Source organism: Bradyrhizobium sp. JYMT SZCCT0428 (assembly GCF_018131075.1).
In the GTDB taxonomy this organism is placed as follows: Bacteria; Pseudomonadota; Alphaproteobacteria; order Rhizobiales; family Xanthobacteraceae; genus Bradyrhizobium.
Genome location: NZ_JAFCLS010000016.1, coordinates 156834 through 177927, shown reverse-complemented (window position 1 = coordinate 177927; position 21094 = coordinate 156834). Strand labels below are relative to the sequence as shown.

The window sequence follows — 21094 nt, the reverse complement described above, 5'->3', positions numbered from 1 at the left end:
AACGACCTCCCATAAACCCCGCAACGCCCGCCTCGATCGCCTCATCTTAATCGAGGCACCAAGACTTACGACCCATACGCCGCGGCGGTTGTTGTTGCGCACGATAGTCGACGGCTTTTTCCAACAACAGATGACCGGGGTTATGGGTCCCGGCGTTCGCCGGGACGACGGCGTGGGCAATCACTCTGCAGCCTTCGCCGTTTTCCCGAACATCCGTGTCGGCGCCGGAAAACCGCACGACGTGCCGTCCGTCACCTTGACCTGATCCTCCCACGGCAGCCGGAACGTGCCCGCTACCATGTCCTGCATGAACGTATACGGGCAATCCATCGCGCCGCCTTTCACCGCGACGTAGCCGCGGTGCCAGAGCTGGTAGATGTTGTTCTCGACGCCCCAGTGAATGCGCGCCTCGCGCACCAGGTCAGGGCGCACTTCGGCGGTGATGATCTCATCAGTGCGACCGGTGGTGCCGTGGGCGATGATGCTGCCGTCGAAATTCACGATCATGCCTTCGCCCATGGAGTCGAACGAGCCGTCGGAGCCGCACATGCAGACGTTGGCAATGACCATCAAATTCTGGAAGGAGTTGGCCTGATTGGTGAACCGCCAGCTCTCGCGGATCGGCGCGGTATAGCCGGCGGTGCGGATCATGATCTCCGCGCCCTTGTAGGCGCATTCGCGCGCCATCTCCGGGAACATGCCGTCGTGACAGATGATCAGCGCGAGCTTGGCGCCTTTCGGGCCCTCGATCACGGGAATGCCGATATCGCCGGGCTCCCACGGCTCGACCGGAATCCAGGGATGGAATTTCCGGTAATAGAGTTTGATCTCGCCGTTGTTATCGATGATCAGGCCGGAATTGTAGGGATTGCCGTTCGGGTTGAACTCCATGATCGAGAAGCAGCCCCAGATCTTGTGGTCGATGCAGGCCTGCTTGAAGGCGGCGACTTCCGGCCCGTCGAGCCGGCACATGATCTCCGGGTTGGTATCCATCGACAGCCCGTGCAGCGAATATTCCGGAAATACGACGAGGTCCATGGTGCCGAGATTGCGCCGCGCCTTGCCGACCATGTAGACGATGCGCTCGGTCTGGCGCGCGGGGTCTGCCCTGGTCACGACAACAGGCAATTGCAGTTGAACCAGCCCGATGACGACGCCTTCAGGCGATTTGTTGAGGCCTCCAAGCCCGTTCATGTGTTCCTCCCAGGTTTGTGGCGCTGCGGCAGACCGCCGGCGTTTCGACGTTGCGATACCGCGATATTTTGCAACAAGCGTGCCAACTCATTCCCGGCTTGCGCAAGAGTTGTACAATGGCATGCGCCTTGCTTAATCTCACCGGAAATTACTCTGGGTCGGGCGCTTGCATCATGACGAACTCAAAGGGGCCATCCATTGGCAAGGTCGCCGCCGAGCCGGAGCCGATCGCGCTTGAGTGGGCGGCGACCGCGCTTCTGATCATCGACATGCAGCGCGACTTCATGGAACCCGGCGGCTTCGGCGAGACGCTGGGCAACGACGTGTCGCAGTTGGCGCGCGCGGTGAAGCCGATCGCTTCGGTGCTGTCAGCGGCGCGCGAAACCGGCATGCTGGTCATCCACACCCGCGAGGGACATCTGCCCGATCTGTCCGACGCGCCGCCGGCCAAGGTGGAACGCGGCGCGCCGTCATTGCGGATCGGCGATCCCGGCCCGATGGGGCGCATTCTCATTCGCGGCGAGGCCGGCCACGACATCATTCCCGAACTCTATCCGCTGGACTCGGAGATCGTGATCGACAAGCCGGGCAAGGGCGCGTTCTACGCCACCGAGCTTGGCGACGTGCTGGAAAAATACGGCATCGAGAATCTGCTGGTGTGCGGCGTCACCACCGAAGTCTGCGTCAACACCACCGTGCGCGAGGCCAACGACCGCGGCTATCGCTGCGTGGTGCTGGCCGATGGCTGCGCATCCTATTTTCCCGAATTCCACGAGATGGGCCTGAAGATGATCAAGGCCCAGGGCGGCATCTTCGGCTGGGTCACCAGCTCAGCCGCAGTATTGGAGGCGCTTGCACCGGAGATCTTAGCTACCCGCCTTTGACGGCGCCTGCGGTCAACCCGGCCACGATCTGCCGTTGCGCCAACACCGTCAGCAACAGCACGGGGAACGTCACGATGAGCGCGGCAGCCGCAAGCGGTCCCCAGCTCAACTGGTCGAACGAAATCATGTTGTAGACGGCGACGGGTAGCGTCCGCGTCTCCCGTCCCGCCAGCACGATGCCGAACACGAAATTGTTCCAGGAGAAAATCACCGCGAGAATGAAGGCAACGGCCAGCCCCGGACGCGCGATCGGCAGCGCCACGTGCAGGAACACCTGCCAGCGCGTGGCGCCGTCGATCAGGGCGGCTTCCTCGAGCTCCAGCGGCGTGGTCTCGAAATAGCCGATCATGATCCAGATTACGATCGGCACCGTGACCACGAGATGGATGATGATCTGCGGCACCAGCGTGCCGAGCAATCCGAGCCACTGGAACAGCAGGAACAGCGGGATGAGATACGACAATCCCGGCGTGATGCGGGCGATCAGGATCACGATCGCGGATTTATGCGCCGCCATCCGCGCGATGCCGTAGCCGGCGGGCACGCCGACCAGCATCGCCAGCCCGGTCGCGGTGCCGGTTACCACGAGGCTGTTGATGAAATAGGTCAGGAAGCGGTTGGAGGCGAGCACGTCGGCGTAGTTCTTCCAGGCGAAGCGCTCGGGGAAAAACACCGGCGGGTAGGCGGCGTTGTCGACCTCGAACTTGACCGACAGCGAGGCCATCCAGAGAAAGAACAGGATCGCGGGTGACACGACCACGAAGATCGCAAACCACAGCCCGATCTTGCCGAGGATCTGACGCAGACTCATGCGCCACTCCCGATCTCGGTCCACATGGTCCGCTGGCGCAGATGCAGCATCAGCGCCGCCATGGCGACGATCAAGAGGAAGAAGATCACCGCGATCGCCGACCCATAGCCGAGATCGTAATAGATGAAGGCGACGCTGTAGAGATAGAGGTTGATGGTCTCCGACGCCGAGCCGGGGCCGCCTTGGGTGATCGCGAAGATGATGTCGAAGCTCTTGACCGCATCGATCATGCGGATCATGCCGGCGATGAACAGGAACGGCGTGATCAGCGGCAGGGTGATGTAGCGGAACACCTGCCAGACGCTGGCGCCGTCGATCTGCGCGCTCTCATAGGGTTCGGTCGGGATCGCGGCGAGGCCGCCGAGCACGATCAGCATCACCAGGGGAGTCCATTGCCAGGTTTCGACCAGCACCAGCGAGGGGATCACGGTGCCGGGATGGAACACCCACAATTGCGGCGGCAGGCCGACCAGCGACAGCAGATAGTTCAGGATGCCGAGCTGCGGGTGGAACATCATGGTCCAGACCAGCGCGATCGCTACAGGGGTCGCCATCATCGGCATGATGAAGACCCCGCGCAGAAAACCGCGGCCGGGAAATTTGGCGTGAAAGACCACGGCCGCAAAGGTGCCGAGGATCAGCGGCAACAGCACCGACAAGGCGGTGTAAAGCAGCGTGTGTCCGACCGCTTCGACGAAGCGTGGATCGTTCGGCATTCGCACATAATTGGCGAAGCCGACAAAGGTGGTCGGCGAGCCGACCTTCCACTCGTTCATGCTCATCCAGATCGTGAACACCCAAGGGAACACGATCACGGCGAGCACGACGACCAGCGCCGGCACCACGAACGGCCAGTAGGACGGCGGCCGCCATTCCTGCCCCGGCGCAGCGTCAGCCGCGGCCGGAGTGACTTCTGCTATGGCCTTCACGCTTTTTCGCTGCGCTCCAGAATCGGGCGGAACTGCTCATGAGCCTTCTTCAACTCCGTTGCCGGATCAGCACCCGAAAGGGTCGAGGTCAGGGCTGCGCCGACGAGATCGCGGAATTCGGCGACCGGGATGATCACGGGCAGGCCGAGCTTGCTGATCTTGGCGGAATCGATCACCGACTGCAGCCATTCCTTCGGCATCTTGACGCCGGCCTGGATCTCCGGGTCGTTGAGGATGGAATTGCGGAAAGGAACGCCGCCGCCGGCCTGCAGCAATCGCGCGCCTTGCTTCTTCGAGACCGCCCATTGGCACAAGAGGTAGGCGGCTTCCTTGTTCTTGCTGGCGGCCGCGATGCCGATGCCGTCGCCATAGGTTGCCGAATATTGTCCCTTGGATCCCTTGGGCACCACGGTGTAGCCGACCTTGCCGACGATGCGCGAGGCGGCCGGGTCTTCCAGCGGCGGCGCCCAGCCGACGCCGTCGATCCACATCGCCGAGCGGCCCTGCGTGAACGAGGCCATCGACTCCATCCAGTTGAAGCCGGCGACGCCGGGAGGCGCGACCTTGGTCAGCAGCGTCTGGTACAGCTTGGTGGCTTCGATCGCCTCCGGGCCGTCGGTCAGGATGCCGCCCTTGGCATCGAGGAATTCGCCGCCGGCGTTGAGGAAGAAGTTGGTCCACAGCGTCATGTTGGCGTTGCGCAGGCCGCGCCCGACGAAGCCGAAGGTGCCTTCCTTGGCGTCGGTGAGCTTTTCGGCGGCTGCGACCATCTCGTCGAAGGTCTTGGGCACCGCGACGCCCTTCTTCTGGAACAGCTCCTTGTTGTAATAGAGGATGAAATAGTCGACCGACCACGGCAGGGAGTGCATCTGCCCCTTGTCGTTCTTGGCATATTGCAGGCCGCCGGCCGAGAAATCGCTTTCGACGAGGTCGGGCGCGGTGAGGTTCGGGTCCTTCATGTAGCCGGAGATGTCGGCGAGCCAGCCGGCCTTCTCGAACTGGCGCTTCTGCACGTGGTAGCTGACATGAACCACGTCGAAGCTCGGCTTGCCCGAAGCGAGTTCGATCACGGCCTTCTGGCGCTGTTGCTGTTCGGGGATCTGCTCCGATTCGACCTGGATGCCGGTGAGTTCGGTAAATTCCTTGATGTTCTTTTGAAAATTGTCGCCGCGCGGACCCTTGGCGAGGATCACCTCAAGCTTGGTGCCGGCGTATTTTTTCCACTGTGGTTCGGCCGCGCGGGCCGGGAAGCCGGTCAGGCTCAGCGCGCCTGCGGCGGCGGTGCCGGCCAGAACGGAACGGCGCGAGATCAGATGATTCTTCATTGTTTTTCTCTCCCTGGGTCGGCTTGTTTTGCGGCGATAGTAACGTCCGTGCGTGGCCTGCCTAGCCCCCTTCGTGCGGTATTATGGTGGAAGGGGCGAGGGGCGAGGCGGCGGATCAGCCGCGGTTGGCATTGAAGCAATTCGTTGCTTGCGGCCGCACCGTCAAACCGTGTTCCTGCAATGGCACGCGCGTTACCCGCGATGGCCAACGCCTTCGCAGCGCGGGCTTGCAATCGTATCTATATAATGTACTATTAGTACAGTTAATGTCGAGGCACCGGAGCCGGGCACATGACGACCAGCGGCGACTATCAGTTCTTCGAGGCGGGCGACGTCCCGCTTCGGTCTGACGTCGTGTTCCCTTCCATGCGTCTCGCCTACAAGACCTATGGCAGCATGAATGCGCGGAAGGACAATGTGATTGTCTATCCGACGTCGTTCAGCGCGCAGCACTTCGACACCGAATGGCTGATCCAGCCAGGCGGTATCCTCGATCCCGAGCGCTACTTCATCATCATCCCGAATCTGTTCGGCAACGGCCTGTCCTCGTCACCGTCCAATACCGACGTGACGCCGTTTCCCGCGATCAGCTACCACGACGCGGTCGCGGTTCAGCGCCGGTTGCTGGTCGAGCAGTTCGGCATCTCGAAAATCGCGCTGGTCTATGGCTGGTCGATGGGCGGCATGCAGGCCTACCATTGGGCGGCCTGCCACCCCGACATGGTGGAGCGCGCCGCCATCGTCTGCGGCAGCGCGCGGTGCTCGCCCTATAATCACGTATTCCTGGAGGGCGTGAAGGCGGCGCTGACTACGGACCCCAATTTCAGGGACGGCCGCTTCATCGCCAAACCTTCCGCCGGCCTTCGCGCCATGGGGCGCATCTATGCGGGCTGGGCGATGTCGCACGCCTTCTACCGGGATGAAGTCTGGCGCGAGGCAGGATTCACCTCGCTGGAAGATTATCTGGCGCGCTCCTGGGATGAAGCCTTCGCACGGCGCGACGCCAATGATCTGCTCGCGCAGATCGGCATCTGGCAGCGTGGCGACATCAGCCAGTGCCCGGAATTTGGCGGCGACATTACCCGCGCATTCGCGGCGATCAGGGCGCATGTGCTGTTGATGCCGGGGCAGACCGACCGCTACTTCGACGTGCGCGACAATGAGGACGAGATCGGCAAGCTTGTCAATGCGAAGTCGGCGGAACTTCACCCGATTCCGTCGATCCACGGTCACCGCGCCGGCAATCCGATCAACTATCCCGCGGATCGCGCATTCATCAACGCCGAGATATCGGCGTTCCTGAAGCGTTGAAAAACAGAACTCATCCAATGAGGCGTTTGCAACCATGACCATCGTGACGTCAGTTGAACCAAAACTCCGGGAGAAGCCGCTCAGTCCCGCGATGCTCCGCGAACTCTCGGAACGATCGGATGTTCGAGGCGCCGTGCGCACCGTCAGCCATTACGGCGCAATTGCCATCGTCGGGACCCTGATATGGCTGGTCTCGTCGAATTACGGATTGGCGTGGGCCTTGCCGCTGATCGTCGTGCAGGCCTATCTGGTGGCCTTCCTGTTCATGCCGATGCACGAGACCGCCCATAAGACCGCGTTCCGAAGCCGCGCGCTGAATCTTGTCGTGGGCCATCTGTCGGCCTTCATGATCGCGCATCGCTACGAATATTATTGCCTGTTTCACTGGGACCATCATCGCTACACGCAGGATCCCGACAAGGATCCGGAATTGATCGTCGGCCCCAAGCCAGCCTCGGACACGCAACTGGCGATCGCCTATAGCGGTCTTGTTCAGATCGCCGGCCGTGAGGCGCTGATGCTGCGTCACGCGCTGACCGGCAAGGTCACGCTGCCCTGGATTCCCGAGAACAAGCGCCACATCATCGTGCGGGAAGCGCGCCTCTATCTTGCGGGCTACGTCGCGCTGTTGCTGATCTCGCTCGCGCTGCATACCGCGCTTCTGCTCTGGGTCTGGATCATTCCGCTGCTGATCGGCCAGTTGATCCTGCGGCCCTACCTCTACGCGGAACACACCGGATGCGAACGAACGCGCAGCGCCTTCGACAATACCCGCACCACTTACACCGGCGCCGTGATGAAGTGGTTTGCATGGAACATGCCCTATCACGTCGAGCATCATGCCTACCCGTCGATACCCTTCCATGCGCTGCCGAAATTGAACCAGATTGTCGACGACCGGATTGCGTTCCGGGGGCAGGGCTATCTGGCCGTGACGCGCGAGACGTGGGCCTGGTTCCGCCGCCAGCGGCGTAAGCACGTCGAGGGCGTCAGCGGCTCTTGATGATCAGCAGCGTGTCGACGAGGTTGCGGGCTTGCGCGGGCGAGATCGGCTTGATGCCGAAGATGTAGCGATAGAACAGGCTGCCATAGATCGCGTCATAGAGGTCTTCGGGCGTTCCGGCGGCGCCAACGCTGCCGTCCTGCTGGCCGGCCGCAATCAGTTCGACCAGCGCTGTCCTTCGATACCGGAGATAGCGCTCGTAGAAAATCTCCGCGGAGCCGGTGTTCGAAATGCATTCGGAGATCACAGCGAGCTGCACCTTGCCAAACTCTCCCTGCAGCGCTTTCGCGTAGGCCGCGACGTGGCTTCTCAGGCGGTCTGCCGGCGTGCCGGTACTCGGCAGCGGCAGCATCAAGGAAGCATGGTGCAGGAACGCATCGATCAGCAGCGCCTCGCGCGACGGCCACCATTTGTAGATGGTCATCTTCGAAACGTTCGAATCCCGCGCCACCGCATCGATACTGGTGGCGGCGAGGCCCGTGGTTGCCATCAGAGTGTAGGCGCTCTGAAGAATGGCGTTGGTCGTCTCGGCGGAACGGGGGCGGCCACGGCGGATTGTCGCCGTGTCGCCGTCCGGTTCGCTCTTGCCCTTCGCCATGATCCGGCTTTCCCGCTGCCGCAAGATCGGCGCTGCCGGCTACGCCTTGACGAAGGCGAGCAGGGTGCCGTTGCCGGCTGCGGGTGGCACGATCACGCCGCCACCGCTGTGAACACCAGTGCCACCGAGCGCCTTCTCGGCTGCGGCGACGTCGGCCTCAATCACCAGTCCCGCGCCGCCGCGGTCGGGCAGGCCGGTCAGCGACACCTCAGGATATCGCTTGCTCAATTGATCCCTGGTCAGGAACACGAAATCGGCGCGATCGGAGCCCGAGGGCAACGCGATGGCGCCGTCCTGCTCAGTTCTCGCGTCGCGATCGATCATGCGCGACATGTGCGCGGCGTCGTTGGCGGGTTCCGGCGAAACGATCAGCACCTGCCGCAGGCGCTTGGCGCCATTGGCGTGCTTCATCAGTTCGGGAATCCACACCGTCTCGCGCGTCTTGTGCTGGCAGGCGAAGATGCGCACGCCGCCCGGCGCTTCCGCGGTCGGCCACTGGAACGTTCGGAATTTTGCCGCCGAAATGGTGCCGTCCGGCATCGTCACCGGTCGTTCGAAATCGGTCGGTCCAACCGGCGGATAGCCGCGCGCGCGAATCTCTTCGGCGCCGTCGGCGGAATCCACCGCGGTGAAGGCGATGCGCTCGATACCCTCGCCGCGCTTCTCCAGAAACGCCCGCGCCGGAGCATTATGTTCTGTCGGCGTCAGCACACCGAGCAATTCCATATAGTCAGGGTCGAACATGATGGTGTAATTGCCCGATCCCATATGCGCGCTGTGGGTCCCGCGAGGCGACACCGTGAAGCCGAGCCGCCTGTAATTTTCAGCTGATTTGTCGAGGTCCTTCACCATGACCACGGCGTGATCGATTCCGACGACGTTCTTGAGTGCCACTCTGTATTTCCCCGGGCTGATGATGCGTACTAAGCTAACCATTCGGTCTGCCGCCCGCAAGAAAGGATCACGATGAATAGCGCCGAAGTCCGCTGGCCGCCTTCGCTGTGGGCAGCAGTGACGCCATCAGGGCCTGAGCTTCCGGAATTGATCGGGACGCAGCAGGCCGATGTGATCGTGATCGGTGCCGGCTTCACGGGACTGTCGACGGCGCTGCATCTGCGCGAGGCCGGCGTCGATGTCGCGATCGTGGAAGCCGCGGAGCCGGGGTGGGGCGCGTCGGGGCGCAACAACGGCCAGGTGATTCCGACGCTGTCGCGGCCCGATCCGGAAGACATCATCGCCAAACACGGTGCGGTCGGCGAGCGTTTCGTCGGCATGCTGCGCGACAGCGCCTCCACGCTGTTCGAGGTGGCGCGGCGTTACAAGATCGAGGCGGAGCAGGAGCAGGCCGGATGGGTGCAGCCGGTACATTCGCCGGGCCGCATCAAGATCGCGGAACGGCGTGTGCGGCAATGGTCGAAGTTCGGCGCGCCGGTGGAACTGCTGTCGCGCGAGCAGGCGCGCGACATGACCGGGTCGGATGCGTGGTACGGCGGCTTCTGGAACAAGACCGGCGGCCACATCAATCCGCTGGCGCTGGCGCGCGGATTGGCGCACACCGTACTCGGGCTCGGCGCACGCATCTACGCCCGTTCGCCGGCAATCAGTTTCGAGCGCCGCGGCGATCGCTGGGTGGTGAAGACCGAAAAGGGCGAGATCAGCGGGCGTGCGCTGGTGGTTGCGAGCAACGCCTATAGCGGCGAATTCTCGAAATCGCTGGTGCCTGATATCGCACACGAGGTGATGCCGGTGCTGTCCTGGCAGACGTCGACGCAGCCGCTGTCCGACAACGTGCGCAAGACCATCATCGCCGGCCGCCAGGCGCTGTCCGATACCCATGGCGAACTGTATTTTGCTCGTTACGACGCGCGCAATCGGCTGGTCACCGGCGGCGCCGTCCTTGGCCCCGGAAACAAGGTCGAACGGATCAAAGCGAGCGTAACTGAACGCTTGCAGCGGCTGTGGCCACAGATCGGCGAGGTCTCGTTCGACTATGTCTGGAACGGCTATGTCGGGATGACGGCTGACTTCTTGCCGCGCATCCACCGGCTGGGGCCGAATGCCTATGGCTGGACCGGCTGCAACGGCCGCGCGGTCGCGTTGACGATCCCGCTTGGCAACGAACTGGCGAAGGCAGTCCGCGGCGTGCCGGAGAGCGAACTGGCGTTGCCGTTCACGGATCCCATGCCGTTCATGATGCACGGATTGCTGCGCAAGCTCGCGCCGTGGATGCTGGTGTTCTACCGGCAGCGCGATGCGCAGGAGTTGATGAAGGGTAATCGATTTGAGTTGCTGCCATGGGCGGAGCGTCTGCTCGCCTCGCGCCGGCCGCAGTGACCGCTGACCATTCTAACTGACGATCAGGGCGTCGCGCTTGCGCGTGAAGTCGCCGCCGGGGATCGAAGCCAGCAACGCTTGCGTATAGGGGTGCTGCGGGTTGCCGAACACTTCGCCCGCGAGGCCTTGCTCGACCACGGCGCCATCTTTCATCACGGCGACGAGATCGCAGGTTTGCGCGGCGACCCTCAGGTCATGTGTGATGAAGACGATGGAGAGGCCGAGCCGCTGCCGCAATTCGGCGAGCAGCTTCAGCACCTGGGCCTGCACCGAGACGTCCAGCGCGGAGACCGGTTCGTCCGCGACCAGCACGGCCGGCTTGAGCGCGAGCGCCCGCGCAAGGCCAATGCGCTGGCGCTGGCCACCCGAGAATTCATGCGGAAACCGATCGCCGGCGGAAGGATCGAGCCCGACCAGCGCAAACAATTCCCGCGCATCCGCGATTGCCTTGGCGCGCGGCGTGCCGTGCACGATCGGTCCCTGCGCCACCAGTTCGGCCGCCTTGCGGCGCGGATTGAGCGAGGCGAACGGGTCCTGGAACACCATCTGGATGTGACGGGTCTCGCGGCGGACGTTCTCACGCGACATCTTCGCCCAGTCATTGCCCTCAAGCAGGATCGATCCCTGATCCGGATCGATCAGCCGAACGATGCAGCGCGCCAGCGTCGATTTGCCTGATCCGGACTCGCCGACGATGCCGAGCGTCGCGCCGCGGGGCAGGGAGAGTGACACGTCCTTGACCGCGGGCGTCACGCGCGCGCCGCGGCCGAGGAAACCGCCGGTGCGGTAGGTCTTGGAAACGTCGGTGATCGTGAGGATGTTCTCGATCGAAAGTGTACGCGGTGGCGGTGCCTTCAACGGCGGTACGGCCGCAATCAGCTGTTTCGTGTAGGCGTGTTGGGGATCGTTCAGCACGTTGCTGGCCGAACCTTGTTCGACAATCGCGCCGTGCTGCATCACCACGACACGGTCGGCGATCTCGGCGACGACGCCGAAATCATGGGTGATGAACAAGACCGCAGCCTTCCGTCGCTGCTGCAGGTCACGGATCAGCTTCAGGATCTGGGCCTGCGTCGTGACATCGAGCGCGGTGGTCGGTTCATCCGCGATCAGGAGCTTTGGGTCGAGCGCAAGCGCCATCGCGATCATCGCGCGCTGCCGTTGGCCGCCCGACAGTTCGTGCGGATAGGCCTTCGCCGCGACCTTGGGATCGGGGATCCGCACGTCGGCGAGCAGGGCCAGGACCTTGGCTGCGATTTCGGCCTTGGACAGTTCGGTGTGGATCGAAAACATCTCGGCGATCTGATCGCCGATGGTGCGCAGTGGATTGAGCGCGGTCATCGGCTCCTGGAAGATCATCGCAATGCCGGCGCCGCGCACCTGGCGCATTTCGGCGACGGTGGCGGAGGCGAGGTCGCGGCCCTCGAACATCACGCGGCCGGCGTCGATCGTCACGTCGTTGGGCAGCAGGCGCATGATGGCGTTGGCCATCATCGACTTGCCAGAGCCGGATTCGCCGACCACGCAGAGGATTTCATCCGATGCGATCGACAGCGACACGTCCGACAATGCGTGCCGCCGGTCCGCGCCCGCCGGCAGGCGGACGCCGAGGTGTTCGATCGAGAGGACGGTGTTCGGCGGCTCGCTCATCGGCTCTTCAGCCTCGGATTGAGCGCATCGTTGAGGCCCTGGCCGACCAGCGACACAGCGAGCACCGTGACCAGGATCGCGATGCCGGGGATCGCCGAAACATACCACTGCACCCGCAGCACATCGCGGCCGAGGCCGATCAGGTTGCCCCAGGACGCCACGTTGGGATCGGACAGGCGCAGGAATGCCAGCGCGCTTTCGAGCAGGATCGCGACCGCCATCACCACGCTGGCGTAGACAATGACCGGCGGCAGCGCGTTGGGCAGGATTTCGCCAAGGATCAGCTGAATGTCCTTCATGCCGAGCGTGCGGCCGGCCTGGACGAATTCGCGGTTGCGCAGCGACAGGAATTCGGCGCGGGTGAGCCTGGCCGGTGCCGGCCACGACACCACGCCGACCGCGATGGTGACGGTGGTCAGGGTCGAGCCGAACACGGCGACCAGAACCAGCAGCAGCACGAAATTCGGCAAGGTCTGGAAGGCCTCGGTGATCCGCATCAGCACGGTATCGACCCAGCCGCCATAATAGCCGGCGAAAGCGCCGACGAAAATGCCGATCAAAATCGCAATCGCCGTGGCGACGCCGCCGATCAGCAGCGAAATCCGCGCGCCGTAGAGAATCTGTGCGGCGATATCGCGGCCGGAATTGTCGGTGCCGAGCAGGAAGCGCGGATTGGAGAACGGCCAGATCAGGGGCCGGCCGGCGAGTGCGAGCGGATCGCGCGGATAGAGCCAGCCGGCGCTGATCGCCATTGCGATCACGATCAGCAGCAGTATCAAGCCTGCGACCGCGGCGGGACTGCGGAAATAGCGCTTGACCGCATCCATCGTTCAACCCTCCGCCGAGATGCGCGGGTCAAGCCGTGCATAGAGGAGATCGACGGCGAAGTTGACGACGATGACGAGGAGGGCGGAGACGAACACGATTCCCAGCAGCGTATTGAGGTCGCGCTGCACGACCGACTCGTAGGCCAGCCGTCCGAGCCCCGGCAAGGAGAACACGCTTTCGACCACCACCGATCCCCCCAGCATGGTGCCGGCCTGCAGGCCGATCAGCGTCACCATTGGAAGGAGGGCGTTGCGCAGCACGTGCCGCGTCACCACGCGGGTTTCGTCCAGACCCTTGGCGCGGGCGGTGCGGACATAATCGAGGTTGAGCACCTCCAGCATCGAGGCGCGCATGATGCGCAGATAGATTGCAAGGAAAATCAGCCCGAGCGTCAGCGTCGGCAACACGAGATGCTGGGCGATGTCGATGGTGCGCCAGATGCCTACTTGCACTGTGCCGATATTCTCAAAACCTCCGGGCGGCAGCCACTGCAGATAGACCGAGAACACCACGATCGCCATCAACCCGAACCAGAATGAGGGCGTAGCGTAGAACACGAGACCAAGCGTCGAGATCAGCGTATCCGGCCAGCGGTTGACGCCACGCGCCGCGATCACGCCGAACAACAGACCGAAGAAGAACGCAAATGACAGCGACGCCGTCATCAACAGAATGGTCGGCGGCAGCCGCTCCAGGATGACCGAAGCCACCGGCTTGCCATAGATCGAGGAAAAGCCGAGATCGAGCCGGACCAGACGCCACAGATAATTGCCGAGCTGGGCCGGGACCGAGAGGTCGAGGCCGTAGAATTTGCGCAGCTCGCGCGCGGTCGCGGCGTCGCCGCCGCCCATCTGCGCCATCATCGCATCGACGGTGTCGCCCGGGGCGAACTGCAGCAGCAGGAACACGCCGATCAGGATCAAAAAAAGGGTCGGGATCGAGGCGGCGAGCCGCCGCCCCGCAAGGCTCAGGATGCGCATGGACCTATCTATAGCGTTTTCAAGCGAAGTGGACACCGGTTCGCGCAAGGAAAACGCGTCAAAACAAGAGCAACGCCGGTTCTGATTTAATCAGAACCGGCGTGCTGATATGGCCTCAGGCGGAAAGCCAAAGATCGTGCCAGCTCGACGAGCCCCAGCGCGGGGTGTTGGAGTGGTTACGCGCCTTGGCCGAGATCACGGTGACGAAAATCTGCTCGATCGGCATCCAGACCGGCAGCTCGGTATTCACTTCCTTGACGAACTGGGCGTAAAGCGCCTTGCGCTTGGCGGGATCGACTTCCGTCGCCGCATCGTCGATGGTCTTGTCGACGGCCGCGTCCGTCCAGTTCCACTGGTTGGTCCAGGGCGCGCCCTTGGGCTGGCCGGAGCGATACCAGACCGTGGTCGAGACCGCAGGGTCGTTGCGGTACTGATGCCAGCCGGTCGCGAGATCGAAGGCGTGTTCGTCATAGACCTGCTTGAGAAAGCCGCCGCCGTCGTTGCGCACGATCTCGACGGGTATGCCGATCTCGCCCAGGATTGCTGGATAAAGGTCGACCACAGCGAGATGTCCTCGCCCCACGGCGCCGGAAGCAGTTTCAGCGAAAACCGCGTGCCGCCAGCGCCCGCCTTGAAGCCGGCCTCGTCGAGCAGTGCCGCGGCCTTGGCCTTGTCGTAGGGATATTGCGGCGTGTTCGGTCCGGGATAGAAATCCGTCGAGGTCGAGGGGATCGGGCCGGTGCCGAGCTTGGCGAAGTCGCCGAGGAAGTTGTCGATGAAGAACGGCACGTTGATCGCGTGCGCGATCGCGCGGCGGACCTTGATGTCGGACAGTTCCTTGCGGCGGAAGTTGAACTCGAGCGTGTTGGTGCGCGCGTTGCCTTCATTGCCCTTGGTCGAAACGACGAAGCGTTTGTCCTTGGCGAGCCGCGCCATGTCCGAGATCGTCAGGCCCGAGAACGGGCTGTAATGCAGTTCGCCGGCCTCCATCTGCGCTGCCGCAGCGGCGCGATCGGTGATCACGCGCCAGACGATGCGATCGAGATAGGGCGCGTTGGGGCGCCAGTAGTCCGGGTTGCGGTCGGCGATCACATATTGCCCGCGCTCGTATTTGACGAACTTGAACGGGCCGGTGCCAACTGGCGCGAGATTGGTCGGGTTCGGGCGGATGTCGCCGCTCTCATAAAGATGCTTGGCCGAGATGTAGCCGAGGTCGGGCAGCGCGCGCAGCAGCAAATTAAGCGGCATCGGCCGCTCGTACTTGAAGATCGCGGTCTGCGGGTCCGGCGTCTCGACGGCGGTGAGAAACAGCTGCAGCGTCGAGCCGTAATTGAGGATCTTCTTCCACATGTTCATGGCGGTGAATTCGACGTCGGCCGAAGTGAACGGCTTGCCGTCGTGCCAGATGACGCCCTTGCGCAGCTTGAAGGTGACGGTCTTGCCGTCGGGCGAGGCTTCCCAGCTCTCGGCGAGTACGCCGACGGGTTTGCCGCTGGCGTCGAGATCAACCAGATTTTCCTGAATCTTGCCGCTGATGATGTAGACGCCGGTGGACGCCTGAATGCTCGGATTGAGCTGGCGCTGCTCGGCGCCGTAATGAACGTTGAACACGCCGCCCTTCTTCGGGGTTTCCTGCGCGAAGGCCCGCATCGGATTGATGACATTGGCGGCAATCGCGGCTGATGTCAGCAGCGCGGTGCGGCGATTGATCTGGAGGCGGGTCAAATCCATGCGAAAACTCTCCGAAGGGTACATCAGGCGGTGCGCCGTTCAGCCGGCGGCGGGCTCTCCTCGATGCTACGATGGAAGGGGAACTGGAGTCATTTTCTAATCGCCGCCCGGTTCGGAAAATCCTTCCGGAAATCCGGACATGGGCATCAGCGATGCGATCGCCGCCGCTTTATGCGGCATCAAAACCATCGCTCGCCATGAGGGCGATCAGGCGCGGGGAGTGGGCGGAGATTGTCAAAAAAGGCTGTCTGGCAAGGCATTTCGCCGCATTCAACCGGTTTAATGCACCGCCAAAGCCTTAAAAACTAGCCTATTTCCCGCGAATCAGTGCAAGTCAAATAGCGATATAGTTGTGCAGAATGTCGAAAAGCCTGTTTTTTTAGGCAATTTCCGCCATATCGTGCCTCTTCCAGAATCAAATGGAGCAACCATGGCTACCCAAATGTCTAAGTCGCAGCTGATCGAGAAGATCGCGACGTCCACCGAAGTTTCGAAGAAGGAAGTCAAGGGCGTGATGGACGCGCTCGTTGACGTTGGCCACAAGGAGCTGAAGAAGAACGGGGTGTTCCTCGTCCCCGGCTTCGCCAAGTTCGTCGTGGTCAAGAAGCCCGCGACCAAGGCTCGCAAGGGCACCAACCCCTTCACGGGCGAAGAAATGATGTTCAAGGCCAAGCCGGCGCGCAAGATTGTCCGCGCCCGCCCGGTCAAGGCCGCCAAAGACGCGGTGTAATAGCGAAAAGGCCTCCGGCGACGGAGGCCTTTTTTGCTCGGGCCGTAGTGTTTTCGAGCGAAGTGGTCAGCGGTTCGTGTAAGCGAAACGCGCCAGAATAAAGCAGGATTCCGGTTCTGAGCCCATCAGAGCCGGGGTGCCGCTAGACCACCGGCGACCGGCCGCCATCGACATTGATGGCCGTCCCGGTGATGTATGATCCCTGCTCCGAGGCGAGGAAGCAGGCGAGGTTGGCGAATTCCTCCGCCGTGCCCATCCGCCCGAGCGGGACGCCCTTGGCGAGGTCGCGGGTAAAATCGTCGAAATCGGTATCCGGCGCCTTCTGGGCGTGCCGCTTGACCCATTGATCGCTCACGATCAGCCCGACCAGCATCGCATTGACCAGGACGTTGTGCGGGCCGCCTTCGTTCGCCATGGCCTTGGTCAGTGCCATGCCGGCTGCCCGGGAGACCGAGGTCGGGGTTGACGCGGCAGCCGGGGCCTTGGCGCCGATGTTCAGCACGTTGATGATGCGGCCCCATTTGCGGGCCTTCATGCCCGGCCAGACCAGCCGGCTGAAACGGATCGCGGCGAACAGTTTCAGATCGAGGTCGTCCTGCCACATTTCGTCGGTCACGGTCTCGAACGCCATCGCGCGCGAGGTGCCGGCATTGTTGACCAGGATGTCGACCGGGCCGAGATCGGCGGCGATCGCCTCATGGGCCTTGGCGATATCCGCCGCCTTCGATACGTCGCAGACATAGTCGCGGACCTCGAGGCCGTCCTTGGCGAGTGCCTCGCGCGCGGCCTTCAAGTCCTGTGCGCCGCGCGCCAGGATCGCGACCTTGGCGCCGGATTCGGCAAAGCGCCGTGCGACGGCAAGCCCAATGCCCTTGCTGCCGCCGGTGACGGCGGCAACGCGGCCCTTCATGGTGACGTTCATTTATTCCTCCCTGGATACGGCGTCTTTGCGGCCGCTCCGTGCTGTAACGCTGGACGGGCGGGGAGAGTAGATCAACCCGGACATGGCAAGGCGTGCGTTTTGCGGGCTAACGAACCCGTGAAGCGCAGAAATATCCATCCGGCCGAGCCGGTGCGCGCGACAAGGATCTTTCCCGTATCGCACCTGCGGGAACGGCAATTTTGCTATTTCCAATGCGGTCTTGTGGGGGAGGGCCGGCCAGCCAAAATCAAATCGAACCAACAATAGAGTCCAGGAGAATGCCATGGGCCTGCAACAAGCAAAACTCGAGTCGCTTCCCTTCGTCACCGGCGAACTCAACTACCTCGCGCCAACCCCCGGAAAGCCCCGCACCTACGCCTTCGATCCGCCGCCGGGCGAGCCAGGTCGACGGCGCTGCCCGAATCCCATCAGGTTCCGATCTTCGACGCCCGCTTGATCGCGCGTAACCTCTCGCTGGACCGCGAGGGTTTTGCCCTGGTCCGCCACCCCACCAGCGTCCGGAATTTCTACGACGATAAGGAGGTGCGGAACGTCTACTATCCCGCCGCCGAAGCTTTTCTCCGCGCAACGTTGAAAGCGGATCGCGTCTTCATATTCGACCACACCGTTCGCAAGCGCGTGGAGGGTGCCACTGACGTGCGGGGCGCCGGACCACGCCAGCCGGCGACGCGCGTCCATGTCGACCAGACTGATTTATCAGGCGCCAATCGCGTACGCGAACATCTGCCTGACGAGGCGGACGAACTCCTGAAGGGCCGAGTCCAGGTGATCAATCTGTGGCGGCCGATCCGCGGACCGCTGCGCGATGCGCCGCTCGCGATGCTGGATGGCCAGACTGTGGCGCCCGGCGATCTCGTCGCCTCCGACCTGATCTATCCGAACCGGCAAGGCGAAACCTATTCTGTAAAGTACAACCCCGACCATCGCTGGTACTACATTCCGGAGATGACCGCGGACGAGGCGCTGCTGCTCAAGTGCTACGATTCCGCCACAGACGGCCGCACGCGATTCGGGCCGCACACCGCCTTCATCGATCCGACGACGCCGGCTGATGCGCCCCCGCGCGAAAGCATCGAACTGCGGACGCTGGTGTTCCACAAACACTGATCTGCCCGCCGGGAATGGAGGTTGGCATTCCCGGCGTATCGGTGTTACCCCGGCTGCAACAAGGCCGGGAAGAAACGTAACATGGACGGCGGCAAGGCCGACGACGCGGATGTCAACATCCGCGCATTGATTTTTGCGCTTCTGGCGCTGGCCTGCGGTCACATGCTGTCGACCCTGCTGCGCACGATCCCGGCCGTCAGCCTCGACGTGATGGCCGCGGATTTCAAAACGTCGCCGCAGGTACTGGCGAGCCTGACCTCGATCTATCATTTCGCGTTCGCCGCATCGCAGATACCGGCCGGCGCCGCGATGGACCGTTTTGGCGTCCGGCCGGCTTCCCTCAGTCTCTTGATTGGTACCATCGTTGGCGCGTTGGCATCCGGCCTGGCAACGGGGCCGGAGAGTTTTCTGTTCGGCCAATTCCTGCTCGGGGTTGCGAACTCGGGCATGCTGATGTGTCCGATGACGCTGGCCGCAAAGCAATTATCCCCGGGGCGGTTCGGCCTGTGGTCCGGACTGATCCTGTCGATCGGCAATATCGGCATGCTGCTGTCGTCGAGCCCGCTCGCCTTTGTCGTCGAATTATGGGGGTGGCGGGCAGGGTTCTGGATTTCCGCTGCCTTCGGCGTGGCGGTAGCGCTGGCCGTCTACGCTCTGGTGCCGAACCAGCGGGCTGAGCATGCCGATCGCTCGTCGCCGCTCTCGCAGATGGCCAGTGTCTTGCGCATCGGCCTGTCGTATCGGCTGCGCGGCCTGATTGCCATTGCGCTGGTCTCGCTGGCGGCCGTGTTGGTGCTGCGGGGATTGTGGGGCGGGCCGTGGCTGATGGAGATCAAGGGGCTCAGCCGGATAGGCGCCGGCAACGCACTTGGCCTGTTCACGATGGCGCTGATCATCGGGCCGGCTCTGATCGGTATTTTCGACCGAAGATTTGGCCATCGCCGCGAGGTGCTGGCGGCCTCGCATTTCCTGGCGGCGCTGCTGCTCGCCTTGATGGCGGCGGGCGCGTCGCATTTTCCGGTCTCGGTCCTGTTCGGCGTAGCGGCGATGCCGGCTCAGTATGACATTGTCCTGCTCGTGTTGATCGGTTTTGCCATGTCGGCCCAGCCGCTGGTGTTCGGCATGACGCGGCAACTCGTCGACGAGCAGAACACCGGCAAGGCGCTGTCCGCGGTCAATCTGGCGTTCTTCCTGGGGGCGGCGCTGATGCAATCGGCAACCGGCGTGGTCGCGGCGTTCCTTGGACTACCTGCCGTACTGCTGTTCATGGCCGCGGCGCTAATCATCGGGACAACGCTGTTTTTGCTGTATACCTAGCAGGCCGTTTCCGGTTTCGTCATAAGCGGCTACAAGATCAGGCTGAAGTCTAGCGCTGGCGGAATATCGCATGTATCCGGATTCAAATTCCTCGTCGCAAAAAATGTACAACCGCGCACTGGCGAGCCTGCCCGGTGGCAATACGCGCACCACCGTCTTCATGAAACCGTATCCGATTTACGCCGCGCGCGGCGAGGGATGCCGGGTGTGGGACCTCGATGGCAACGAGTTCATCGATTGCATCAACAATTTCACCTCGCAGATTCACGGCCATGCACACCCAGTGTTGATCAAGGCCGCGACCTCGCAACTTGCGCTGGGATCGGCGTTTGGGATGCCGACCGAATCCGAGGTCGACCTTGCCGAACTGCTCGCCGCGCGATTGCCGTCGGTCGATCAGGTGCGGTTCTGCAATTCAGGCACTGAAGCTGTCATGATGGCGCTGAAGGCCGCCCGCGCCCATACCGGCCGCCCCAAAATTGCCAAGTGCGAGGGCGCCTATCATGGCTCCTATGATTACGCCGAGGTCAGCCTCGATCCGACGCCGGAAGCCTGGGGCCGCAACGCGCCGGTGTCCGTCGCCTACGCCAAGGGCACGCCGGACAATGTGCTCGCGGATGTCCTGACCATTCCGTTCAACGACACCGAGGCCGCGGTCAGCCTGATCCGCGAGCATGGCCCTGAACTCGCCTGCGTCCTTGTCGATCCCATGCCCAATCGCGCCGGCCTGGCGCCGGCCGATCAGGCGTATCTGGAGGCGCTGCGCAAGGTGACGCGCGAGGTCGGTGCGCTGCTCGTGTTCGATGAAGTGATCACGTTCCGGCTCGGCTATCGCGGCGCGCAGGGTCTGTTCAATATCGCCCCCGATCTGACCACGCTCGCAAAAATCATCGGCGGCGGGTTTCCGGTCGGTGCGGTGTGCGGTCACAAGGAATTCATGGCCGTGTTCGATCCCCGTCCGGGCAAGCCTGCGCTGCCGCATGGCGGCACATTCTCCGCCAATCCGGTGACGATGCGCGCCGGTATCGCGGCGATGGAACTGCTGGACGAGGCGGCGTTCGCGCGGCTCGATGCCATGGGGGAGGCGGTTCGATCAGGGATCGACGCGGCGTTCCGCCGCCACAATGTTCCCGGCCGCACCGTCGGGCTCGGCTCGCTCCTGAAGATACATCTCGTCGATCGTCCGGTGCGCGACTATCGCTCGGCCTATCCGAGCGAAGCGGAAGCCAGGCGTCAGGTGGTTTTCAACCAGGCGCTGCTCAATCGTGGCGTGCTGGCGGCGGGCAATGGATTGATGGCATTGTCGACCCCGATGACGGATGCCGATATACATGCGATCATCGATGCCGTATCCGGCGCGATATCGGAAGTGTCGGCCTCGCTCTAGGTTCAAGAACAACAAGGCAAGCAAGAACAACA

18 protein-coding genes and 2 pseudogenes are annotated in these 21094 nt (G+C 63.0%); 9 read left to right on the top strand and 11 right to left on the bottom strand.

Going from position 1 to position 21094, the window contains the following annotated elements; translation table 11 throughout:
* Positions 1-180: 180 nt before the first annotated feature.
* Complete coding sequence (locus JQ575_RS18645) at positions 181-1194, bottom strand: formamidase (RefSeq protein ID WP_212034668.1); 1014 nt, start codon at positions 1192-1194, stop codon at positions 181-183.
* 173 nt (positions 1195-1367) lie between these two features.
* On the opposite strand from JQ575_RS18645, the gene JQ575_RS18640 reads away from it, so the two are divergent.
* Positions 1368-2078 (top strand): cysteine hydrolase family protein, encoded by a 711-nt coding sequence (locus tag JQ575_RS18640; RefSeq protein ID WP_212034667.1) that lies wholly within the window; start codon positions 1368-1370, stop codon positions 2076-2078.
* Here the strand turns inward: JQ575_RS18640 and JQ575_RS18635 are convergent.
* Genes JQ575_RS18635 through JQ575_RS18625 form a run of 3 tightly spaced genes read right to left on the bottom strand, consistent with a single transcriptional unit; the run spans position 2065 to position 5143 of the window.
* The gene (locus tag JQ575_RS18635; RefSeq protein ID WP_192734924.1) at positions 2065-2889 is read right to left on the bottom strand and encodes a carbohydrate ABC transporter permease; all 825 of its coding nucleotides are present in this window, start codon (positions 2887-2889) and stop codon (positions 2065-2067) included. The two genes, JQ575_RS18640 and JQ575_RS18635, sit on opposite strands and share 14 nt — an antisense overlap.
* Complete coding sequence (locus JQ575_RS18630; RefSeq protein ID WP_409364798.1) at positions 2886-3809, bottom strand: carbohydrate ABC transporter permease; 924 nt, start codon at positions 3807-3809, stop codon at positions 2886-2888. Before JQ575_RS18630 ends, JQ575_RS18635 begins: the two co-directional genes overlap by 4 nt.
* A 5-nt stretch (positions 3810-3814) precedes the next feature.
* On the bottom strand, positions 3815-5143 hold the full coding sequence (locus JQ575_RS18625) for a sugar ABC transporter substrate-binding protein (protein WP_212034665.1): 1329 nt from the start codon (positions 5141-5143) through the stop codon (positions 3815-3817).
* A 291-nt stretch (positions 5144-5434) separates the two neighbouring features.
* Here JQ575_RS18625 and JQ575_RS18620 point away from each other — a divergent pair, with 291 nt between their 5' ends.
* On the top strand, positions 5435-6454 hold the full coding sequence (locus JQ575_RS18620) for an alpha/beta fold hydrolase (protein WP_212034664.1): 1020 nt from the start codon (positions 5435-5437) through the stop codon (positions 6452-6454).
* A 34-nt stretch (positions 6455-6488) separates the two neighbouring features.
* Positions 6489-7457, top strand: a complete 969-nt coding sequence (locus JQ575_RS18615) for a fatty acid desaturase (RefSeq protein ID WP_212034663.1) — start codon at positions 6489-6491, stop codon at positions 7455-7457.
* On the opposite strand, the gene JQ575_RS18610 is transcribed toward JQ575_RS18615, so the two are convergent.
* A complete protein-coding gene (locus tag JQ575_RS18610; protein ID WP_212034662.1) occupies positions 7444-8055 on the bottom strand; it encodes a TetR/AcrR family transcriptional regulator C-terminal ligand-binding domain-containing protein in 612 nt (203 codons plus the stop codon). The two genes, JQ575_RS18615 and JQ575_RS18610, sit on opposite strands and share 14 nt — an antisense overlap.
* Before the next feature lie 39 nt (positions 8056-8094).
* Positions 8095-8949, bottom strand: coding sequence for a VOC family protein (locus tag JQ575_RS18605; RefSeq protein WP_212034661.1), 855 nt, complete (start codon positions 8947-8949; stop codon positions 8095-8097).
* A 72-nt stretch (positions 8950-9021) separates the two neighbouring features.
* Here JQ575_RS18605 and JQ575_RS18600 point away from each other — a divergent pair, with 72 nt between their 5' ends.
* Positions 9022-10389, top strand: a complete 1368-nt coding sequence (locus JQ575_RS18600; RefSeq protein WP_212034660.1) for an FAD-binding oxidoreductase — start codon at positions 9022-9024, stop codon at positions 10387-10389.
* Positions 10390-10401: 12 nt separating this feature from the next.
* Here JQ575_RS18600 and JQ575_RS18595 read toward each other — a convergent pair whose 3' ends face one another.
* From JQ575_RS18595 to JQ575_RS18580, 4 genes and pseudogenes are all read right to left on the bottom strand, one after another.
* Positions 10402-12039 (bottom strand): ABC transporter ATP-binding protein, encoded by a 1638-nt coding sequence (locus JQ575_RS18595; RefSeq protein WP_212034659.1) that lies wholly within the window; start codon positions 12037-12039, stop codon positions 10402-10404.
* A complete protein-coding gene (locus tag JQ575_RS18590) occupies positions 12036-12866 on the bottom strand; it encodes an ABC transporter permease (RefSeq protein ID WP_212034658.1) in 831 nt (276 codons plus the stop codon). The genes JQ575_RS18595 and JQ575_RS18590 overlap by 4 nt, the downstream gene beginning before the upstream one ends.
* A 3-nt stretch (positions 12867-12869) precedes the next feature.
* Positions 12870-13847 (bottom strand): ABC transporter permease, encoded by a 978-nt coding sequence (locus JQ575_RS18585; protein WP_192734915.1) that lies wholly within the window; start codon positions 13845-13847, stop codon positions 12870-12872.
* A 115-nt stretch (positions 13848-13962) separates the two neighbouring features.
* A pseudogene (locus JQ575_RS18580) lies at positions 13963-15578 on the bottom strand (ABC transporter substrate-binding protein).
* A 139-nt stretch (positions 15579-15717) separates the two neighbouring features.
* On the opposite strand from JQ575_RS18580, the gene JQ575_RS18575 reads away from it, so the two are divergent.
* Both JQ575_RS18575 and JQ575_RS18570 read left to right on the top strand, forming a co-directional pair.
* Positions 15718-15861 (top strand): hypothetical protein, encoded by a 144-nt coding sequence (locus tag JQ575_RS18575; RefSeq protein WP_212034657.1) that lies wholly within the window; start codon positions 15718-15720, stop codon positions 15859-15861.
* A 147-nt stretch (positions 15862-16008) separates the two neighbouring features.
* Positions 16009-16308, top strand: a complete 300-nt coding sequence (locus tag JQ575_RS18570; protein WP_192734913.1) for an HU family DNA-binding protein — start codon at positions 16009-16011, stop codon at positions 16306-16308.
* 142 nt (positions 16309-16450) lie between these two features.
* Here the strand turns inward: JQ575_RS18570 and JQ575_RS18565 are convergent, their stop codons facing one another.
* On the bottom strand, positions 16451-17230 hold the full coding sequence (locus JQ575_RS18565; RefSeq protein WP_212034656.1) for an SDR family oxidoreductase: 780 nt from the start codon (positions 17228-17230) through the stop codon (positions 16451-16453).
* Positions 17231-17513: 283 nt separating this feature from the next.
* Between JQ575_RS18565 and JQ575_RS18560 the strand changes: the two are divergent.
* The 3 genes and pseudogenes from JQ575_RS18560 (at position 17514) to JQ575_RS18550 (ending at position 21062) form a co-directional block, all read left to right on the top strand.
* Positions 17514-18358: pseudogene (locus JQ575_RS18560) on the top strand (CmcJ/NvfI family oxidoreductase).
* Positions 18359-18439: 81 nt separating this feature from the next.
* Entirely contained in the window at positions 18440-19675 is a 1236-nt protein-coding gene (locus tag JQ575_RS18555) for an MFS transporter (RefSeq protein ID WP_212034655.1), read from the top strand.
* A 70-nt stretch (positions 19676-19745) separates the two neighbouring features.
* Complete coding sequence (locus JQ575_RS18550; RefSeq protein WP_212034654.1) at positions 19746-21062, top strand: aspartate aminotransferase family protein; 1317 nt, start codon at positions 19746-19748, stop codon at positions 21060-21062.
* The last annotated feature ends 32 nt before the right edge of the window (positions 21063-21094 follow it).

Coding starts and splice junctions, on each gene's coding strand:
- JQ575_RS18645 (WP_212034668.1), bottom strand. CDS start 1,194: ATGAACGGGCTTGGAGGCCTCAACAAATCGCCTGAAGGCGTCGTCATC.
- JQ575_RS18640 (WP_212034667.1), top strand. CDS start 1,368: ATGACGAACTCAAAGGGGCCATCCATTGGCAAGGTCGCCGCCGAGCCG.
- JQ575_RS18635 (WP_192734924.1), bottom strand. CDS start 2,889: ATGAGTCTGCGTCAGATCCTCGGCAAGATCGGGCTGTGGTTTGCGATC.
- JQ575_RS18625 (WP_212034665.1), bottom strand. CDS start 5,143: ATGAAGAATCATCTGATCTCGCGCCGTTCCGTTCTGGCCGGCACCGCC.
- JQ575_RS18620 (WP_212034664.1), top strand. CDS start 5,435: ATGACGACCAGCGGCGACTATCAGTTCTTCGAGGCGGGCGACGTCCCG.
- JQ575_RS18615 (WP_212034663.1), top strand. CDS start 6,489: ATGACCATCGTGACGTCAGTTGAACCAAAACTCCGGGAGAAGCCGCTC.
- JQ575_RS18610 (WP_212034662.1), bottom strand. CDS start 8,055: ATGGCGAAGGGCAAGAGCGAACCGGACGGCGACACGGCGACAATCCGC.
- JQ575_RS18600 (WP_212034660.1), top strand. CDS start 9,022: ATGAATAGCGCCGAAGTCCGCTGGCCGCCTTCGCTGTGGGCAGCAGTG.
- JQ575_RS18595 (WP_212034659.1), bottom strand. CDS start 12,039: ATGAGCGAGCCGCCGAACACCGTCCTCTCGATCGAACACCTCGGCGTC.
- JQ575_RS18590 (WP_212034658.1), bottom strand. CDS start 12,866: ATGGATGCGGTCAAGCGCTATTTCCGCAGTCCCGCCGCGGTCGCAGGC.
- JQ575_RS18585 (WP_192734915.1), bottom strand. CDS start 13,847: ATGCGCATCCTGAGCCTTGCGGGGCGGCGGCTCGCCGCCTCGATCCCG.
- JQ575_RS18575 (WP_212034657.1), top strand. CDS start 15,718: ATGGGCATCAGCGATGCGATCGCCGCCGCTTTATGCGGCATCAAAACC.
- JQ575_RS18570 (WP_192734913.1), top strand. CDS start 16,009: ATGGCTACCCAAATGTCTAAGTCGCAGCTGATCGAGAAGATCGCGACG.
- JQ575_RS18565 (WP_212034656.1), bottom strand. CDS start 17,230: ATGAACGTCACCATGAAGGGCCGCGTTGCCGCCGTCACCGGCGGCAGC.
- JQ575_RS18555 (WP_212034655.1), top strand. CDS start 18,440: ATGGACGGCGGCAAGGCCGACGACGCGGATGTCAACATCCGCGCATTG.
- JQ575_RS18550 (WP_212034654.1), top strand. CDS start 19,746: ATGTATCCGGATTCAAATTCCTCGTCGCAAAAAATGTACAACCGCGCA.